At 71.2% G+C, this 18670-nt stretch carries 16 protein-coding genes; 8 read left to right on the forward strand and 8 right to left on the reverse strand.

The features are described from left to right. Positions 1-560: 560 nt before the first annotated feature. From fadD11 to ACWDOP_RS29915, 3 genes are read left to right on the forward strand one after another with little or no spacing between them, the layout of a single operon-like run. On the forward strand, positions 561-2369 hold the full coding sequence (fadD11, locus tag ACWDOP_RS29905; protein ID WP_456347716.1) for a fatty acid--CoA ligase FadD11: 1809 nt from the start codon (positions 561-563) through the stop codon (positions 2367-2369). A 53-nt stretch (positions 2370-2422) separates the two neighbouring features. Then, positions 2423-3031, forward strand: coding sequence for a helix-turn-helix domain-containing protein (locus ACWDOP_RS29910; RefSeq protein WP_454208574.1), 609 nt, complete (start codon positions 2423-2425; stop codon positions 3029-3031). Between the two features lie 23 nt (positions 3032-3054). Then, positions 3055-3711, forward strand: coding sequence for an enoyl-CoA hydratase-related protein (locus tag ACWDOP_RS29915; RefSeq protein WP_456347717.1), 657 nt, complete (start codon positions 3055-3057; stop codon positions 3709-3711). 200 nt (positions 3712-3911) lie between these two features. Here ACWDOP_RS29915 and ACWDOP_RS29920 read toward each other — a convergent pair whose 3' ends face one another. The 8 genes from ACWDOP_RS29920 to ACWDOP_RS29955 all read right to left on the reverse strand — a co-directional run bounded on the left by ACWDOP_RS29920 (position 3912) and on the right by ACWDOP_RS29955 (position 13790). Then, positions 3912-4292, reverse strand: coding sequence for a hypothetical protein (locus ACWDOP_RS29920; protein ID WP_456347718.1), 381 nt, complete (start codon positions 4290-4292; stop codon positions 3912-3914). Between the two features lie 408 nt (positions 4293-4700). After that, the gene (locus tag ACWDOP_RS29925; protein ID WP_456347719.1) at positions 4701-5606 is read right to left on the reverse strand and encodes an alpha/beta fold hydrolase; all 906 of its coding nucleotides are present in this window, start codon (positions 5604-5606) and stop codon (positions 4701-4703) included. 110 nt (positions 5607-5716) lie between these two features. After that, positions 5717-8701 (reverse strand): crotonase/enoyl-CoA hydratase family protein, encoded by a 2985-nt coding sequence (locus ACWDOP_RS29930; protein ID WP_456347720.1) that lies wholly within the window; start codon positions 8699-8701, stop codon positions 5717-5719. A 535-nt stretch (positions 8702-9236) separates the two neighbouring features. Further along, complete coding sequence (gene mshC, locus ACWDOP_RS29935) at positions 9237-10475, reverse strand: cysteine--1-D-myo-inosityl 2-amino-2-deoxy-alpha-D-glucopyranoside ligase (RefSeq protein ID WP_456347721.1); 1239 nt, start codon at positions 10473-10475, stop codon at positions 9237-9239. Positions 10476-10680: 205 nt separating this feature from the next. After that, on the reverse strand, positions 10681-11451 hold the full coding sequence (locus ACWDOP_RS29940) for an SCO1664 family protein (RefSeq protein ID WP_456347722.1): 771 nt from the start codon (positions 11449-11451) through the stop codon (positions 10681-10683). Between the two features lies 1 nt (position 11452). Continuing rightward, positions 11453-12043 (reverse strand): DUF3090 domain-containing protein, encoded by a 591-nt coding sequence (locus ACWDOP_RS29945; RefSeq protein WP_456347723.1) that lies wholly within the window; start codon positions 12041-12043, stop codon positions 11453-11455. Between the two features lie 24 nt (positions 12044-12067). Continuing rightward, a complete protein-coding gene (locus tag ACWDOP_RS29950; protein WP_454208565.1) occupies positions 12068-12802 on the reverse strand; it encodes a histidine phosphatase family protein in 735 nt (244 codons plus the stop codon). 16 nt (positions 12803-12818) lie between these two features. Continuing rightward, on the reverse strand, positions 12819-13790 hold the full coding sequence (locus ACWDOP_RS29955) for an undecaprenyl-diphosphate phosphatase (RefSeq protein ID WP_456347724.1): 972 nt from the start codon (positions 13788-13790) through the stop codon (positions 12819-12821). Between the two features lie 272 nt (positions 13791-14062). Here ACWDOP_RS29955 and ACWDOP_RS29960 point away from each other — a divergent pair, with 272 nt between their 5' ends. Genes ACWDOP_RS29960 through ACWDOP_RS29980 form a run of 5 tightly spaced genes read left to right on the forward strand, consistent with a single transcriptional unit; the run spans position 14063 to position 18669 of the window. Continuing rightward, entirely contained in the window at positions 14063-15025 is a 963-nt protein-coding gene (locus tag ACWDOP_RS29960) for an aldo/keto reductase (protein ID WP_454208563.1), read from the forward strand. Between the two features lie 21 nt (positions 15026-15046). Continuing rightward, positions 15047-16090, forward strand: a complete 1044-nt coding sequence (locus ACWDOP_RS29965) for a heme/hemin ABC transporter substrate-binding protein (protein WP_456347725.1) — start codon at positions 15047-15049, stop codon at positions 16088-16090. Beyond that, positions 16087-17241, forward strand: coding sequence for a FecCD family ABC transporter permease (locus tag ACWDOP_RS29970; protein ID WP_456347726.1), 1155 nt, complete (start codon positions 16087-16089; stop codon positions 17239-17241). The genes ACWDOP_RS29965 and ACWDOP_RS29970 overlap by 4 nt, the downstream gene beginning before the upstream one ends. Next, complete coding sequence (locus ACWDOP_RS29975) at positions 17238-18098, forward strand: heme ABC transporter ATP-binding protein (RefSeq protein WP_456347727.1); 861 nt, start codon at positions 17238-17240, stop codon at positions 18096-18098. The genes ACWDOP_RS29970 and ACWDOP_RS29975 overlap by 4 nt, the downstream gene beginning before the upstream one ends. 55 nt (positions 18099-18153) lie before the next feature. Continuing rightward, positions 18154-18669 (forward strand): GNAT family N-acetyltransferase, encoded by a 516-nt coding sequence (locus tag ACWDOP_RS29980; RefSeq protein ID WP_456347728.1) that lies wholly within the window; start codon positions 18154-18156, stop codon positions 18667-18669. The last annotated feature ends 1 nt before the right edge of the window (position 18670 follow it).

Raw genomic sequence — 18670 nt, forward strand, 5'->3', positions numbered from 1 at the left:
CCCGCGGGCACGAAGCTGACCGACAAGGCCAATCGCGCGGCGATCGACACGCTGATCACCGACCTGAAAGCCCTCACCCACCCGCCCTGGTGGCCGGCACGACATGGCCACAACCCTCCGCGCGGGTGCGACGTGTCGATCACACCCGATCGCGGGGTGTGCTGCCAGCCCCCGGTTCCGGGGTATTGCCCCAAATGTCTTGCCGCACTTAGGTTCCCCTTCGGTGGGGTGTGTGAGGTCCGGGTGTCGGGCGGCGCCGGCGGGTGCGGTCGGGAGCCCGGGGACCTCGCGCACCGGTCCGGCCGGCGCCGGACGACCGCCGCGCGGGCGTGCGGGAGATGCGGCGGCCCGACCCGCACGGTGTCTCCCGCACGCCCGGTGCGGGTCGGGCCGGCGGGCCTGGGCGGGTGGACATCTCGCACCGGGAGCGCGAATGCCGTGCAGTCGTTGTGTCTTCCGCGAGGTGCCGGTCCGGTGGCGATGTCGCCGAAGCGGACACGGGCCGGGCGTGCAGGACTTACCGTCTGAGAAAGTCGGCGGTGAGTGATCGGAAAAGTGTTATGAGCGAGGCGAATACGTCCTGTGCGGCCTTCCAGCTGACCGCGGCGATCGATCCGGGGGCGGTGGCGGTGCGCTCGATCGGCGGCGCGCAGTCCCTGACCTGGGGTGAGTACGCGGCGCAGGTGCGGGCGGTGGCCGGTGGGCTGGCGGCGCTGGGGATCGGTCGCGGGGACACCGTGGCGTTGATGATGTCCAACCGGGTCGAGTTCTATCCCCTCGAGGTGGGCGCCCAGCACGCGGGCGCGACCTCGTTCTCGGTGTACAACACGCTCTCGCCCGAACAGCTCGGGCACGTGTTCGCCAACGCCGGGAACCGGATCGTGTGCTGCGAGGCCGAATTCGTGGACCGTATTCGCGCCGCGGGCGTGCCGATCGAGACGATCGTGTGCGTGGACCGGGCCGTGCCCGGGACGCTGTCGGTGGCCCAGCTGACCTCGCTGGCGCGCTCGGACTTCGATTTCGAGGCCACCTGGGGTGCGGTGGACCCGCAGGACATCGTGACCCTGTGCTACACCTCGGGCACGACCGGTCATCCCAAGGGCGTGGAGATCACGCACGCGGCGCTGGCGTTCGAATGCCGCGCCTACGCCTCGGTCATGCCGATCGAGTTCGGTGACCGGATCACCTCCTATCTGCCGACCGCGCACATGGCCGACCGGGTGACCGCGCTGTATCTGCAGGAGTTCTTCGGCACCCAGATCACCGTGGTGCCCGATCGCACGCAGTTGCCCGCCGCGCTGGCAGATGTGCGGCCCACCATCTGGGGAGCGGTGCCGCGGGTGTGGGAAAAGCTCAAGGCGGGAGTGGAATTCGCGGTCGCCGCCGAAACCGATCCCGCGCGCAAGGCCGCGATGACCTGGGCGCTCGAGGTGGCCGGGCGCAAGGCCGAGGCGCATTTGGCGGGGGCGGAGCCGGACGCGGCCCACGCCGCGGAGTGGGCGCGCGCCGATGAGCTGGTGCTGTCGCGGCTGCGGGAGCGGCTCGGCCTGGATCGGCTGCGGTGGGCGCTGTCGGGGGCGGCGCCGATTCCACCGCAGACCCTGGGGTTCTTCTTCGGGCTCGGTATCCCGATCTCGGAGGTGTGGGGCATGTCCGAGCTGACCTGCGTGGCCAGTGTCAGCCCACCGGAGCTCGCGCGCCTGGGCACCGTGGGCACCCTGTTGCCCGGGCTCGAGTCGCGGATCGCGGCGGACGGGGAGTTCCTGGTGCGCGGGCCGCTGCTGATGCGGGCCTATCGCAAGGAGCCCGGCAAGACCGCCGAGGCGGTGGACTCCGAGGGGTGGCTGCACACCGGGGACATCATCACCGAGGACGCCGACGGGTATCTGCGGGTGGTGGACCGCAAGAAGGAGTTGATCATCAACGCCGCGGGCAAGAACATGTCCCCGGCCACGATCGAGAACACCCTCAAGGCCAGTACCCCGCTGATCGGCGCGCTGGCCACGATCGGGGACGCGCGCGCCTACAACACCGCGCTGGTGGTGCTGGACGCCGAATCCGCGCAACCCTATGCCGCACACCATGATCTGCCCGATGCCTCGGCGGGCGCGCTCGCGGTGGACAAGGGGGTGATCGAGCAGATCGCGGCCGGGATCGCCGCGGGTAACGCGCGCCTGTCGCGAGTGGAGCAGGTCAAGCGGTTCACGATCCTGCCGGTGTTCTGGGAGCCGGGCGGGGACGAGATCACCCTGACGATGAAGTTGCGGCGCGGCCCGATCGCGGACAAGTACGCCGGTGCGATCGAGCGCATGTACTCCCCCGTGCTGTCCGAGGGCGTGCACGAGCCGGCCGCCGTGCCGGAGCTCTAGCGAGACCCACCTCACACCCATAACAGAGCACTTGCTCTGTTATGGTTCGTGGCATGCCCCGCCCCCGCACCTACGACCCCGACACCGTCCTGGACGCCGCCGAAACCCTGGTCGCGGCCACCGGACCCGCCGCGGTCACCATCCGCGCGGTCGCCGCGGCCACGGGCATGTCCAACGGCGCGCTCTACCACACGTTCTCCTCCCGCGCCGAGCTGTGCGCGCGCACCTGGATCCGGGCAGCCGAACGCTTCCTGAGCGTGCAACGCGAACTCGTGGACGCGCACCGCGGCGACGACACCGACGCGGTCGTGGCCGCCGCCGACGCCCCCGCGGTCTTCGCCGAACGATTCCCCGCCTCCTCCCGGCTGCTGCTCACCCTGCGCCGCGACGACCTGCTCACCGACCCACTGCCCGACCACCTCACCGCCGAACTCACCGCACTGGACCGCCGGCTCATCGAGCTGATGAAAGAGCTCGCGCACGCGCTGTGGGGACGGAGGGACGCACGCGCGGTGGACACCCTGACCATCTGCCTGGTCGACCTGCCGACCGCGATCCTGCTCGACCGCGACCGGCTCGCCGACCCCGTCGCGCGCACCCAGCTACGAGCCGCGGTGCGCGCGGTCCTGGCCGTGGGACCCGCACCCCGAACACCCCGCTGAACACACCGATCGAAGGACACGCCATGAGCCCGACCCTCACCCACCACGACAAGATCGCCGTCCTGGACCTCGGCGACGGGGAGAACCGCTTCACCCCCGACTGGCTCACCGCCGTCGAGACTGCCCTGGACACCGTCGTGAACGAGGGCGCGCACGCGCTGATCACCACCGCGAGCGGCAAGTTCTACTCCAACGGCCTGGACCTGGACTGGCTCGCAGCCAACGGCGACCGCGCCCAGTGGTACGTCGCCCGCGTCCACGCGCTGTTCGCGCGCGTACTCGCCTTCCCCCTGCCCACCGCCGCGGCCCTGCCCGGGCACGCCTTCGGCGCCGGCGCCATGCTCGCCATCGCCCACGACTACCGCGTCATGCGCGCGGACCGCGGCTTCTTCTGCTTCCCCGAAGCCGACATCCGCATCCCCTTCACCAAGGGCATGGCCGCGCTCATCCAAGCCAAACTCACCCCCCGCGCGGCCATCGCCTCGATGACCACCGCCCACCGCTTCCCCGCACCCCAGGCCCTGACCCTGGACATCGTCGACGCCGTCGCCGACCTCGACGCCCTCACCCCCACGGCCCTGGACCTGCTCACCCCCCTGGGCGCCAAGGACCAGGGCACCCTGACCGCGATCAAGAGCGTCATGTTCGCCGACGCCCTCACCGCCCTGGCCCTGCCCTGACCCGGGCACCGAACCCCCTGTGCGGCAGACGAAGTCAATGCCCGCCGCACGCGGGAAGCGGCCGAGGCGCGCAACCCGAGTCGAACTTCCTCGGGGACGATGAGTCCACCTCCCGGTAACCGCTTTTCCCCGCCACCGGCGCTCCCTGTCCGGTAGCGGTGGCCCCGCTCGAGCCCTACGAGGCTGCCACCGGCGACCCGCTACTTCGGTACGACCTGCTCGATCAGCACCGCCCCGAGCCCGAATCCCGCCGCGATCACCACCATCCCCAGCACCGGCCAGAACCACACCACCCGCTCGCGCACCGTCCCCGCGATCACCATCACCAACGCCCCGAACACCCCCACCACGGCCCCGCCCCACGACACACCCATGGCCCACCCGATGAACTCGGGCCGGCACTCGATCGCCCGAAACTCACAGTCCGCGTCCGCGATCGAGAAAAAGACCGTGATCACCCCGGTCCCCACCGCCAGCATCGCCGCCACCGCCAGCAAACACCACCCCGCTACCAGATCCCACACCCGCCGCGCCCCCACCCGGTCCGAAACCGTTCCCGCCGTACCCGATTCATCGCTCATGGCTGCGATCCTGCCCACCCTCGGCCCGCCCGCCCACCGCGAAACTACTCGAGTGCCCGCAACCGGAGCAGGACACACTCGCCGCGGCTCGTTCGCCCGTTCGTCCAAGTGTCCGGCGCGGGAAACACTTCAACTCGCCCACCCGAGCAGTCACGGGCCGTGCGTACTCGATGCCGGCGGCCGATGGTTCCCCGCGCTTGGGACACCGCTCGCGGCCGGGTCGGTTGCTATCCCCGGTGAGGATGCCGATAGGGCGGCGCGGGCGCGCTGTCGGTCGCGGTTGATCGGTTCGCGCTCATCCGGTGGTTTCTCGCGGTCCTGCGCCGACACCGTCCGAACCGGCCTGAGCACCCGAGCCTGCGCGAGCGTCGGGTTCCGGTGCGGCCGGGAGTTCCAGCGTGCGTGGGTCTATCGCCCGGGTGAATGGGCGTTCAGGTGGGGTAGCAGGTGGGCGGCCACCTCGGCGGGTTGCTCGGCCTGCAGGAAGTGGCCGCAGTCCGGGAGCTGGACCAGGTCGGCGCCGGCGTGGGCGCTCAGGACCCGGACCAGGCCCGGGGACAGGCAGCCGTCGCGCAGGCCCGACAGGACCAGGGTCGGGAGCGGGGCGGGGGCGGCCATCAGGCGGCGGTGGAACGCGCGGGTGGGGGCGCGGTGGAACCGGAACAGGGAGCGGTAGTAGCGGGTGGTCGCGTAGGCCAGGGCGGGGTCGGTGAAAACCCGTGCGGTGGGGGCGAACTCGGCGTCGGTGAACGACCAGCCCGGGGACCAGCGCCGCCACAGGCGGCGCACCAGGGCGGCGTCGGCGCGGGTGAGCAGGCGCGGTGACGCACCCGACTGCATGAGGGCGATGTAGGCGGACATGCGGGTCTGGGCGGGCAGATAGCGGGCGATGGCGGGGGCGAACCCGCCGCCGAACGGCGGGATCGCCAGCAGTGTCACCGAGAGCCAGTGCGCGGGTTCACCTTTGGCCAGCATCAAGGTCGCGAACGCGCCCCAGTCGTGCCCGATGAGATGGGTGGGCGGATCACCCAGGGCGTGCCGCCACGCGGCGATGTCCTCGGCCACCGCGAGCAGGTCGTAGCGGGCGCGGCGCGCGGCCGAGCCGGGGGTGTAGCCGCGCAACCACGGCGCCAGGACCTGATAGCCGGCCTCGAGCAGGTGCGGGATGAGCCCGTCCCAGGTGTGCGGGGTGTCGGGGAAACCGTGCAACAGCACCACCAGCGGCGCCTCGGCGGGACCGGCATGGCGGGCGGTCAGCGCCAGGCCGTCACGGTGCAGTTTGAGGGTGGATTCCCCGGGAATCGCGGAGCTCATCGACAATCGTTCTTCCTACTCGGGCGCGTACCGGCCTGGGGCGATACGCGACACCGAGAGTGTGCACCACATCGCCTGCCGCGTCGGCGGTTTCGAGGCCGGCGTACCTCTCAGCGGCCGCGCCACACCGGCGGGCGCTTCTCCACGAACGCGCGCATCCCCTCACCCGCGTCCTCCGAGGACAGTGCCGCCGCGGCCATCCGCCCCTGTTCGGCGAACGCCTCCTCGACCGACCAGTCCGGGCTCTGGTCGATGATCTGCTTGCCCGCGTCGATGCTCAACGGCGCGTTCACCGCCACCCGCTCGGCCAGCGCCAGGGCCGCCTCGAGCGCCCGACCGGGTTCGGCGACCTGATTGATCAACCCGAGATCGGCCGCGCGCGTGGCGGTGATCGGATCACCGGTCAGGGTCAGCTCCATCGCGATCGCGCGCGGCAGGCGCTGTGCCAGGCGCAGCACCCCGCCCCCGACCGCGACCAGACCGCGCTTGACCTCCGGGATCCCGAACACCGAATCCGCGGCCGCCACGATCAGATCCGCGGTCAGCGCCAACTCACAGCCCCCGGCCAGCGCCGGGCCCTCCACCGCTGCGATCAACGGTTTGCGCGGGGGATGCGCGACCAGGCCCAGGATGCCGCGCTTCTCGGTGATCGGCACCTCCCCGCGCGCGGCCGCCTTGAGATCCATCCCCGCGCTGAAATAGCCGCCCGCGCCGGTCAGGATGGCGATGCGGGACCCGGGATCGGCCTCGTAGGCGTCGATGGCGCGTTCGATCCCGCGCGCGGTGGCCAGGTCGATGGCGTTGCGCGCGTGCGGGCGATTGATCGTGATGATCATGATGTGGCCGCGGCGTTCGATCAGCACCGGCGCCGGCGGCGGCGCGGGCAGCGCGACCCGCTCGGTGCCCTCCGCACGCAGGGCCTCGCCCTCGACGGTGACCGGCAGACCCAGCCAATCCGAGTCGGCCAGCGCGGTCACGGTGCCGGAATCGGTGGTGCGCAACAGGATTCGCTCACCGGCCGCGGTCAGCAGGCTCACGATCGCCGCCTCGGGCTCCCCGTCACGGTCATAGGGCAGGGTGTAGGCCTCCACCACGGCCGGGCCCTGGTAGCCGGTGCGGGCTCGGCGTGTGGGCGGATGCTCGATCACCGGGGTCAGATGCTCGTAGGCGCGGGCGGGCGGGGTCGCCGAATACACCCCGAGCGCGTGTTTGGTCAGATACCAGCCCAGCGAGGTCGCCAGCCCGTAGGCGGCGGGCTCGGCGCGCAGACGCTGCACCAGGGTCGCCACCGCGTGCCCGCCGTAGTTGTTGCCCGGGCCGCCGCCGAAGGTCAGCCCGCCGGTCACCGACAGCGGGCGCTTCGGATCATCGGCGGGCAAGCCCAGCTCGCGCGCGGCGATCTGCACCGCCACCGGGAAACACGCGTACAGATCCACGTGCGTGAGCTCGTCCGCGCCGATCCCGGCATGCGAGAGCGCCGCCGACCCCAGGGCCGCGATCGCGGGCGAGGCCGCCAGCTCGGTGCGCTCGCTGACGAACCAGTCGTCGCTGCCGGAGGCGCCCGCGTGCAGGAACACCCACTTGTCCTGCGCGATCCCGGCCGCCTCGGCCGCGGCCGCGCTGGTCACGATGATGCCGCTGGCCATGTCGACGGTCAGATTCGCGCATTCGAGCTTGGTGTACGGCGACGAGATCATCCGATTGGCCTCCGAGGCCGTCGCGATCTCCTCGGCGGAGACCTCGCGCGGCGCCCACGCGTACGGATTGGCCGCGGCCACACCCGAGAACCGCGACCACAACTCGGCCACCGCGCGCGCGTGCTCGCCGATCGAGCGGCCCAGGCGATGCCGGTTCGCGGACTCGATCAGGGCGTACATGTTGATCGGGGCCAGCAGGCCCGCGCTGGTCTCGGCGGCATTGTTGGCGGGCTTGTCGATACCGACCGTGCGCGTGGGCCGCACACTCGACTCCTGCACCGGCCAGCCCGGATCGATCCCGGCGCGCTGGGCCGCGGCCGCGGTCGCCCCGGCCTCGGCGCCGGTCACCAGGACGATCTCGTAGTCCCCGGCGGCGATGGCGGCCGCGGCCTCGTTGATCACCAACTGGCCGCCGTCCCCGCCGAACGGGCTCGACTGAACCGTATCCACCGCGCCCGCACCGACCCCGCGCGCCACCAGCGCGCCCAGATCCCGGTACTGCCACGAGGTCGGGGACACGGTGAACACCGCGTCCGCACGCCCCAGCAACTCCACCCCGGCGCCGGTGTCCTGCGCCGCGGCCCGCAGCGCGCGCACCGCCAGCGCCGACGGATCGGGATAGTCCGCCTCCGGGGTGCGGGTCACCACCTGACCCACACCCACCAGCACCGGCGTCGTGGGCGCGAGCACCACGCCCGAGGCCCGATGCCGCACCGCCTTGCGCGCGGCACGCACCGGCTCGGCCGGCGCGGACGCCAGCACCGCGGGCAGCGCGGCCAGCGAATCGGTCAGTGCCTCACCGAGACTGCGCGCCACCGTCCCCCCGAGCGGGCCCTCGATCGGCGGCCCCGCGAGCCCGGCATCGAGATACACCATCGACCCCGTGCCCTCGGGCACCACCGAGGTCCACAGCGCCAGGCTCAACCCCTGCGGGCCGGTGCCGCGCAGCTCGAGCCCGGTGTCGGAGACCGCGGCGACCGTCCAGCGCAGATCGGCCGGAATGCCCATGAATTTGGCGACCTGGACGAACTCGGCCCCGGTCTCGGCGGGCCCGGGCGCCTCCCCACGCCAGCCCGCGTGGAAGGTGAACCAGTCCGGAATGTGCTGCAGCCCCAGCAGATAGCGCGCCGCCACGCCCGGGTCGACCTCGAGAGCCTGGGCGGCGTGCGCGGTCCGGGTGAACTCGCCCAGCCCCGCCGGCGGCACATGGTCCCCGAGCTCGGTCACCGGGGCCGGCGCGCTCTCGCGCCCGGTCAGCCCGGCCACCAGATCCCGCACGATCCGCGGATCACGGCGCACCGCCCCCAGCAGATCACCCCCGGCTCGAATCTGCTTGCGCACCACACGACCCTGCGCCAGCACCGTGCGCAACCGTCCGAACCCGGGAACCTCGGTCACCGTCGAACCTCCTCATTGAGGGTGAGAGAGTGAAAGCCTCACCGTATCGCCCCCGAGTGGCCGTCCGGAAGACCGAACGGGACCCGCCGCCCACATGGTGAGATCGGCGACCGAACCGGCGGGCATCGGCCCCGGATCGACCGACCACCCGCACACCGCCGGCATCGACACCGCCACCCGGCCGGTGACGCGACCCGCGCGCTGTGCGCCACCGCGGGGCAAGGCGCGAGACCGCGCCGACGCGTTCGGATTTCGACGACCGACGCCGCTATCCGGGCACCGTATTCCGCGACGCCACCGGCCCACGACACCACGCGAGGGTCCGGCTCACCGCGACGCACTCGCCGACCGCGATTCCCGGGTCACGAGCCCGCGCCGAACGCATCGCCCGGCTGGGCTATGACAACCCGTCCGCCGCGGCACGCCGATCACGCGGATCGAGCGTCCGTACGAGCCTGGCGCGCAACGACCTCGGCCCGCCCGCACCGTGCTGGTGCGAGCGGGCCGACGCGCAATGCCGGTTACCGGAACCGATTCAGAGGCGAACACCCAGCAGGGCATCGACCGTATCGCGGATCAGCGCCGGAGCCTCGGCGTCGGGGCCACCGTAGGTCAGTGCCTGGTTTACCCAATTGTCCAGGGCCGCCAGGGCTTTGGGTGTATCCAGATCATCGGCCAGATGCTGGCGCACCCGGGCGACGGTGTCGTGGGCGGACGGGCCCGACGCCAGGGCGACCGCGGCGCGATAGCGGTCCAGGCGGGCCAGCGCCTCGGCCAGGGTCGCATCGGTCCACTCGCGATCCTGACGGTAGTGACCCGCGAACAACCCCAGCCGGATCGCACCCGGATCGGTGCCCGCCCGGCGCAACTTCGACACGAACACCAGATTGCCGCGCGACTTGGACATCTTCTCGCCCTGATAGCCGATCAGCCCCGCGTGCACGTAATGGCGGGCGAACCGGCGACCCTTGACCAGCGCCTCGGCGTGCGCGGAGGAGTACTCGTGATGCGGGTAGATCAGATCGCTGCCCCCGCCCTGGATGTCGAACTCGGTGCCGATGCGATTCAACGCGATCGCCGCGCACTCGATATGCCAGCCCGGGCGGCCCGCACCGAACGGCGCCGGCCACGACGGCTCACCCTCGCGCGCGGCCCGCCACAGCAGCGCGTCGATCGGATCGCGCTTGCCCGCGCGCTCGGGATCACCGCCGCGTTCGGCGAACAACCGATCCATGGTCGCCCGGTCATAGCCCGACTCGTAGCCGAACTGCTCGGTCGCGTCGTGCCGGAAATAGATGTCCGGGAACTCCGGGTCGTCGACCACGTACGCCGCACCCGAGGCCAGCAGCTTGTCGACCAGCTCCACGACCTCCTGCACCGACTCGATCGCACCCACGTAGTGCGCGGGCGGCACCACCCGCAGCGCACTCATGTCCTCCCGGAACAGCTCCACCTCACGCGCGCCCAGATCCCGCCAGTCGATCCCGTCCCGCGCGGCCCGCTCGAACAGCGGATCGTCCACATCGGTCACGTTCTGCACGTAGTGCACCTCGTGCCCGGCATCGCGCCACAACCGGTTGACCAGATCGAAGGCCAGATAGGTGGCCGCGTGCCCGAGATGGGTGGCGTCATAGGGGGTGATGCCGCACACGTACATGGTGGCGGTCTTGCCCGGGGTGACCGGGCGGACCTGCCGGTCGGCGGTGTCGAACAACCGCAACGGCGGTCCGGATCCGGGGACGGTCGGGACAGCGATATCGGACCAGGACTGCATGGATTTCAGGTTAACGGTGCCCCCGGTACGCGACCCGCCCGCCCCCGCGCACACCCGCCCCGCTATCGGCGGGTAAGGCCACCCCGACCAGCACCTTATTGCCCGGTACACACACGTCAATGCTTGAAATCATGATGCTTACAACGTTTTTCCGATCCCACCGCCCGCACGCCCGCTCGCGGACCCGGTCACCGTGACGACAGGATCAGAACGCCGGCCACGGAATCGGGCGCTGCGAGGCCGGCAACGGCATCACCGGATTCTCCAGCAACGCCCGCCCGCGCGCCTCGAGCGCCTCGATCTCGGCATCGGTGATGTGCTCGCTCAACCGCCCACCCAGCTCACCCGAGAGCGCCTTCACCAAAACCGTGATGTCGGTGAGCAACTCATCGGCCACCGGCTCCCCCGCCCACCCCCACAGCACCGTGCGCAACTTGGGTTCGGCGTGCAGGCAGATCCCGTGATCGACCCCGTACACGCGCCCGTCGCGGCCCTCGAGCGCGTGCCCGCCCTTACGGTCGGCGTTGTTGATCAGCACATCGAGCACCGCCATCCGATACAGGCGCTCGTCCACCGAATGGATCAGCGACACCGGGCGCCCACCCGGATCCAGCGCCCGCAACACCTCCCGATACCCCGCCGGCACCGCGCCCACCGGGCACAGATCCACCAGATCGGTGCGCTCGGGCTCCTCGATCACCTCGATCCAGCGCTGCACCATCCCCGGACCCAACGGCCCCTCGCGCAGGATCGTTTCCGGGATCACCCCCCAGCCCAGCGCGTCGGAGACCAGATACGAGGCCACCTCGCGCCCGGCCAGGGTGCCGTCCGGGAAATCCCACAGCGGGCGCTCCCCGCGCTCGGGCTTGTACACCACCCGCAGGTCCCCGGCCGCGCACACCAGGGTCACGTTCGAGGCCGTGGTCACCTGCCCGATCACCGACAGGTCCGCGGTGTACAGCGGATCCGAACTCATCTCAGTCCTCGGCCTCGTCGTCGCTCGCGCCGAAGATGTCACCGCGCTTGTACCCGTTCGTGCGCACACACATGTGCCCCTGCGCTGAGAGCGGCTCCCCGCACAGCGGGCACGGTTTGCGCCCGGCCGCGATCACCCGCGTCGAACGCAACGCGAACTCCCGCGCCTGGATCGGGGTCAGGAACACCCGCACCGCGTCCGGGCCCTCCTCGGTGTCATCGAGGACCACCGACTCGTCGACCTCGGTCTCGGTGATCGCCAGTAACTCCACCACCACCGCGCCCGCGTCCGCGTCCCAGCCCAAACCCATGGTGCCGACCCGGAATTCGGATTCGATCGGGGTCACCAGCGGGGCGACATCGGCCACATCCGAGGGCTGGGGCGGCACCGGCGTGCCGAAACGGCGCTGCACCTCGTCCAGCAGCAACCCCATCCGATCGGCCAGAACCTTCACCTGCTGCTTCTCCAGCAACACGCTGACCACGCGCGGCTCCTGCACGGCCTGCAGGTAGAAGGCGCGGTCGCCCGGCTCGCCGACGGTGCCGGCGATGAAACGATCGGGGGTGCGGAAAATATGGATAGCTCGGCCCATGGCACCTCCTGACAGCTGTTCACCTTAAGAATCGGGGTGCTCGGCATCCCCATTACCCGTACTACCGGTGGTACCCGTTTCACCTCCGGGCACCGGCCCCGATCGCGATTCGCGACCGGTTTGCGGCGAAATCGCCGCCAAGCTGGACAGATCCGCGCCGGTATCGTTCACCCGCCACACGTACGGAGCGGTTGGACTGTAGCGGACCACGCTGACCGACGCCGGTTCGACCACGATGCGCTGGAATCCGTCCAGGTGAATGCCGAACGCGTCGGCCAGCACCGACTTGATGACATCGCCGTGCGTGCACGCCACCCACAGCACGTCACCACCGTGCTTCTCGGCGAAGACCCGATCACGCTCGCGGATTGCCGCGACCGCACGGAACTGCACCTGCGCCAAGCCTTCTCCCGAGGGGAACACCGCCGCCGAGGCATGACGCTGCACCACCTTCCACAGCGGCTCGCTCACCAGCTCACTCAACGGGCGGCCCGTCCAGTCGCCGTAATCGACCTCGAGCAACCGCTCATCGGGTTCGGCCTCGAGCCCGAGCTTGTCCGCCAGCGGGGTCACCGTTCGCTGACAGCGTAAGAGCGGAGAGGACACGATGTGCTCGATCGGCAGGGCCCCGAGCCGTTGCACCAGATTCTGCGCTTGTTCACGACCTCGATCGGTGAGATCGACACCGGCGCTCCGACCAGCCAAAGTGTGGGCAGTGTTCGACGTGGAGACGCCGTGCCGCAACAGGATCACCGTCACCGGGACAGCCTACCGACTAGGTCGCCTGCACGACGCCGGTCGCCAGCAGCGCCATCACCACCAGGCCCAGCACGATGCGATAGCCCACGAACCAGTCCAGCGAATGCTTGGACACGAACTTGAGCAACCACGCCACCGAGGCATAGCCCAGCGCGAACGCCACCACCGTGGCCACCAGGATCTGCGCGCCCGAGGCGTTGAGGCCCTCACCGGCGGGTTCGAAAGCATCGGGGAGACTGAACAACCCCGAGGCCACCACCGCGGGAATGGCCAGCAGGAACGAGAACCGCACCGCCGCCTCGCGCTTGAGCCCCAGGAACAACCCCGCGGTCGAGGTCGCGCCCGAGCGGGACACGCCCGGGATCAGCGCCAGGCACTGCGCGAAACCCATCACCAGGCCGTCGCGGGTGGTGAGCTGTTCGATCGGGCGGACCTTGCGCCCGTAGTACTCACCGGCGGCGATCACCAGCGCGAACAGGATCAGGTTCACCGAGATCAACCACAGATTGCGTGCGCCGGTACGGATCTCGTCCTTGAACAGGAACCCCAGCACCCCGATCGGGATGGTGGCGATGATCACATACCAGCCGATGCGATAGTCCAGCTCGCGCTGGGCATCGGGATCGAGCTCGTACTCCGCGTCGTAGTCCAGGGTGCCGTCGGTGTACATCGGCAACTGCGCGGTCAGCTGCTCCGAAGCGGGCAGCGGCGCGGGCCGGGTACCGGTGACCTGCATGTACAGCGTGCTGAACCAGGCCACCAGGATCCGCCAGATGTCCTTGGCGAAATACACCAGCACCGCCAGCTCGGTGCCCAGCTGGGTGACCGCGGTGAACGAGGCGCCGGCGTCGTCGCCGAAGAACACCGCCGACACGATGCGCATGTGCGCCGAGGACGAGATCGGCAGAAACTCCGTGAGCCCCTGCACCGCGCCCAACACCAGGGCCTGTATCCATGTCATCGACTCGACGACCACACGACCTCCCATCCCGAATCGTCGGCTGCCGGTGGACAATTCGCCCACCTGCGGCGGTATCGACCGCCGAACACCGCAGCGACCCTACAGGGCAGGGCCGAATCCCCGACAGCGGTGCGTCCCCGGGTACCGCGCGCGCGGTATCGGCCCGCGCGCGAGCACCACCCGCGGTGCCGGGCGATTGTCCAAGACGCGCAGGCATTTACGGTCGCCGCGAGGCATACCCCGGAACAGCGGACCCGTGCCCTTAGGCTGGGTGCCGTGATGAAAGAGCAAGCGCGGTGATGGAACAGCGCACGCTGGGACGCAGCGGACTTCGAGTCTCCCGGATCGGGCTGGCCACCCACACCTGGGGCCGCGAGACCGACGCCGAGGACGCCGGCGCGCAATTGATGGCGTTCGCCGAGGCCGGGGGCACCCTCGTGGACTGCTCGCCCGCCTACGGTGACGGCGCCGCCGAACAGATCCTGGGCCCGCTGGTCAAGGAAATCGGGCGCGACGATCTGGTGCTCAGTGTTTGCTCCGGCCAGGTGCCGGTGCGGGTGAACCCCGCCGCCGGACCCGCGCCCGCCCCGACTCGCTGGCGCGTGGACGCCTCCCGGCGCACCATGATGCGCCAGCTCGACCGCACCCTGACCCTGCTCGGGGTCGACCACCTGGACCTGTGGACCGTGGCCGCCTGGGACCCGCACACCCCCCTCGAAGAGGTCTCGGCCACACTCGAATACGCGGTGCGCACCGGGCGCGTGCGCTATGCCGGAGCGCGCGGCTACGACGGCTGGCAACTGGCGACCCTGGCGGCCACCGCGCCCCTGACCGCCGCCCAGCACCCGTACTCGCTGCTCGCGCGCGGAGTCGAACACGAATTCGTGCCCGCCGCACAGCATCACGGCATCGGCGTCATCGCCACCGCACCCCTGGCCGGGGGCATCCTGACCGGCAAATACCGCGACGGGGTGCCCGCGGACTCGCGCGGGGCCGACGAGGCCACCGCCGCCGAGATCACCGCGCGCCTGGACGATTTGGCCGTACGCGTGGTCGACGCGGTCGTCACCGCCGCCGACGGACTGGGCACCTCACCCCTGGCCGTGGCCCTGGCCTGGGTGCGAGACCAGCCCGGGGTGACCTCGCTCATCGTGGGCGCCCGCGACATCGGCCAGCTCACCGGCGTGATTGCTGCCGAGACGCTGGAGCTGCCGCGCGCCATCGCGGCCGCACTCGGAGACGTCAGTGCACGCACCGAATGACCCGTGGTTAGCCTTACCTGCATGAGGTCTTCCGTGAAGCGTCGCCCGGCCGTGCTCCTGCGAACGGTGTCGGTGCTGCTGGGCGCCGGTCTGCTGATCGGCGCCACCGCCTGCGGCACCGGCGACAGCACCTCCGCCACCGGCCCGACCGGCCCGGCCACCGCGACCCTGACCGACCTGGACCCCGTCCCGCTCGCACCCGCCCCGGTCCCGGTCCTGCCGGTGACCGTGCGCTCGTTCGACGGCAGCGAGGTCACCGTCACCGCCGCCGACCGCATCATCGCCGCCGACCGCTACGGCACCCTCGCCCAGACCGTCGTCGCGCTCGGACTCGGACCCAACCTCGTGGGCCGCTCCACCTCCGCGGCCTTCCCCGCGGTCAAGGACCTGCCCAACGTCACCGCCGGATCGGGCACCCTGAACGTGGAAGCCATTGCCGCGCTGCGCCCCTCGGTGTTCCTGACCGACACCACCAGCGCCACCCCGGTCATGCGCGACCAGCTCAAAGCTCTGGGCATCACCGTGGTCTATTTCGACCCCCAGCGCACCATGGACGGGGTCGTCCCGCAGATCGAAGCCGTCGCCGCCGCCCTGGGCGTCCCCGAGGCGGGCAGGACCCTGGGCCAGCGCACCCGCGCCGAGATCGACGCCGCCACCGCCGCGGTCCCGGTCCGCGACCCGAAACCGCGCATCGCGTTCCTGTACCTGCGCTCGACCGCCATCGCCATGATCGCGGGCCCCGGCTCGGGCGCGGACTCGCTCATCACCGCCGTCGGCGGCGTCGACGCCGGCACCGCGTCGGGGGTCAGCGAGCCGTTCATCGCCATCACCAGCGAAGCCCTCATCGCCGCCGCCCCCGACGTCCTGCTGGTGATGAGCGACGGCCTGTCCTCGGTCGGCGGCGTGGACGGGCTGGCCAAGATCCCCGGCGTCGCCCAGACCCCCGCCGGCAAGAACAAACGCGTGGTCGACATGTCCGACGTGGTCCTGCTGTCCTTCGGCCCCAACACCGGCCGCGTCGTGCAGGCCCTGGCCCAGGCCGTCTACGGCGAAAAGACCGCATGACCCCCCACGACCCCCCGGATCGGCCCGCAGTACCGCCCGTGCCGGATCTCACGAAAACCCCGGCACCGCACACGAATTCGACGAACACCCCACGAGCCACGCCCGCGCGGCGCGGATCGTGGTCGCGGACCACGCTCATCTTCACCGCCGCCGTCCTGGCCCTCCTCGTGCTGGCGCTGATCTCGGCCGCGGTCGGGCAGGTGCCCACCACCCCCGCCGAGGTCGCGGGCAGCCTGTTCCACCGCATGGGCCTGGACTTCGGGCCCATGCCCGCGCACCCCGCGGGAGATCTGACCCTGTGGGAGGTGCGGTTCCCGCGCGTGGTCATGGCCGTGCTCGTGGGCGCGGCCCTGGCCACCGCGGGCGCCCTGCTGCAGGGCGTGTTCGCCAACCCCCTGGCCGAACCCGGCGTCATCGGCGTCTCGGCCGGGGCGGCCGTGGGCGCGGGCACCGTCATCGTCGTCGGCGGCGCGTTCGTCGCGTCCTGGTCCGTGGCCGCGGGCGCGTTCGTCGCCGGCTTGATCACCACGTTCCTGGTGTACGCGCTCTCACGCTCGAACGGGCGCACCGAAGTGGTCACCCTGGTGCTGACCGGCGTGGCCATCAACGCCTTCGCCGGCGGACTCATCTCGTTCCTGCTGTTCACCGCCTCCCCCGCCGCCCGCGATCAGATCGTGTTCTGGCAACTGGGCAGCCTCAACGGCTCCACCTGGTCCTCGGTCGCGATCGTCGCGCCCCTGACCGCCGCCGGGGTCCTGGCCGCGATCGTCATGGCCGCGCGCCTGGACCTGCTCGCGCTCGGGGAATCCGCAGCCGCGCACCTGGGCGTGGACGTGGAACGCCTGCGCCGCAACGTCATCGTCGTGGTCGCCATCCTGGCCACCGCCGGCGTCGCGTTCACCGGCATCATCCTGTTCGTCGGCCTGATCGTCCCGCACCTGGTGCGCATGCTCGTCGGACCCGCGCACCGCGTGCTTATCCCGCTCTCGGCGATCCTGGGCGCGGTCGTGCTCGTCGCGGCCGACATCGGCGCCCGCTCCCTGGTCCACAACGCCGACCTGCCCCTGGGCATGCTCACCTCCCTGGTCGGCGGACCGTTCTTCTTCTGGCTGCTACGGCGCACCCGCGCCCGCGCGGGAGGCTGGGCATGACCACCACCAACAAACTCACCGCCCTGTTCACCCGGCAGCACGACCTACCCCACACCCCCGCGCCCGGCGCGATCACCCTGTCCGCGCGCGGAGTCGACCTCGAACGCGGCGGCGGCCGGAAAGTGTTGTCCGGGGTCGACTTCGACGTCATCGCCGGACAGATCGTCGCCCTCGTCGGACCCAACGGCGCCGGCAAATCCACCCTGCTCGCCGCCCTGGCCGGCGAACTCGAACCCAGCGCCGGCACCGTCACCCTCGACGGAAAACCCCTCTCGCACTGGGCCCCGATCGACATGGCCCGCCGGCGCGCGGTCCTGCCCCAGAACCACACCGTCGGATTCCCCTTCACCGCACGCGAAGTCGTCGCCATGGGCCGCGCCCCCTGGACCCGCACCCCGCGTCAACACGAGGACGAGGTCCGCATCGCCGCCGCCCTGGCCGCCACCGACGTGCAGCACCTGGCCGGGCGCACCTTCCCGGCCCTGTCCGGCGGCGAACGCGCCCGCGTGGCCCTGGCCCGCGTCCTGGCCCAGGACACCGCCACCCTGCTACTGGACGAACCCACCGCCGCCCTGGACCTCGGACACCAGGAACAGGTCCTGCGCCTGGCCCGCGAACGCGCCACCGCCGGCGCCGCGGTCGTGGTGGTCCTGCACGACCTCGGGGTCGCCGCCGCCTACGCCGACCGCGTCGCGGTCCTGCAGGACGGGCGCGTCGCCGCCGACGGCCCACCCCGCGCGGTCCTGACCGCCGAGCTGCTCACCCGCGTCTACCAGCACCCGGTCGACGTGTTCGACCACCCGACCACCGGCGCGCAACTGGTCCTGCCGGTGCGCGGACGCCACGCAAACCACTGACCACACACTCGAATAGCTGGAGGTTCGCCATCGGGTCGGGTAGCGTGCGGTCCTTGTGCGCACCCCCACCTGGACGATCCGTGCCGAGAACCCCGCCGACCACGACGCCGTCCACGACATCGTGGCCGCGGCCTTCGACACCGGCGCCGAAGCCGAACTCGTCGACGCCCTGCGCACCGACCCCGGCTGGATCCCGGCCCTGTCCCTGGTCGCGGTCGACGAATTCGACACCCCCATCGGACACGTGCTGTTGACCCGCAACCACATCGGCGCCACCCCCGCGCTGTGCCTGGCGCCGGTCTCGGTCCTGCCCGAACACCAGAACCGCGGCATGGGCGAGGCCCTGACCCGCGCGGGCCTGGCCGCGGCCAAGACCCAGGGCGAGACGTTCGTGACCGTGCTCGGGCATCCCACCTACTACCCGCGCTTCGGCTTCACCCGCGCCTCTATCCACGGCATCGCCATGAACGTCGAAGTCCCCGACGACGCGCTCATGGCCCTGAGCCTGGACCCGAACACCCCGCTGCCCAGTGGAAAGATCCAGTACGCCAAGGCGTTCGGCGACATCTGAG

This window comes from Nocardia sp. NPDC003693 (assembly GCF_053981095.1).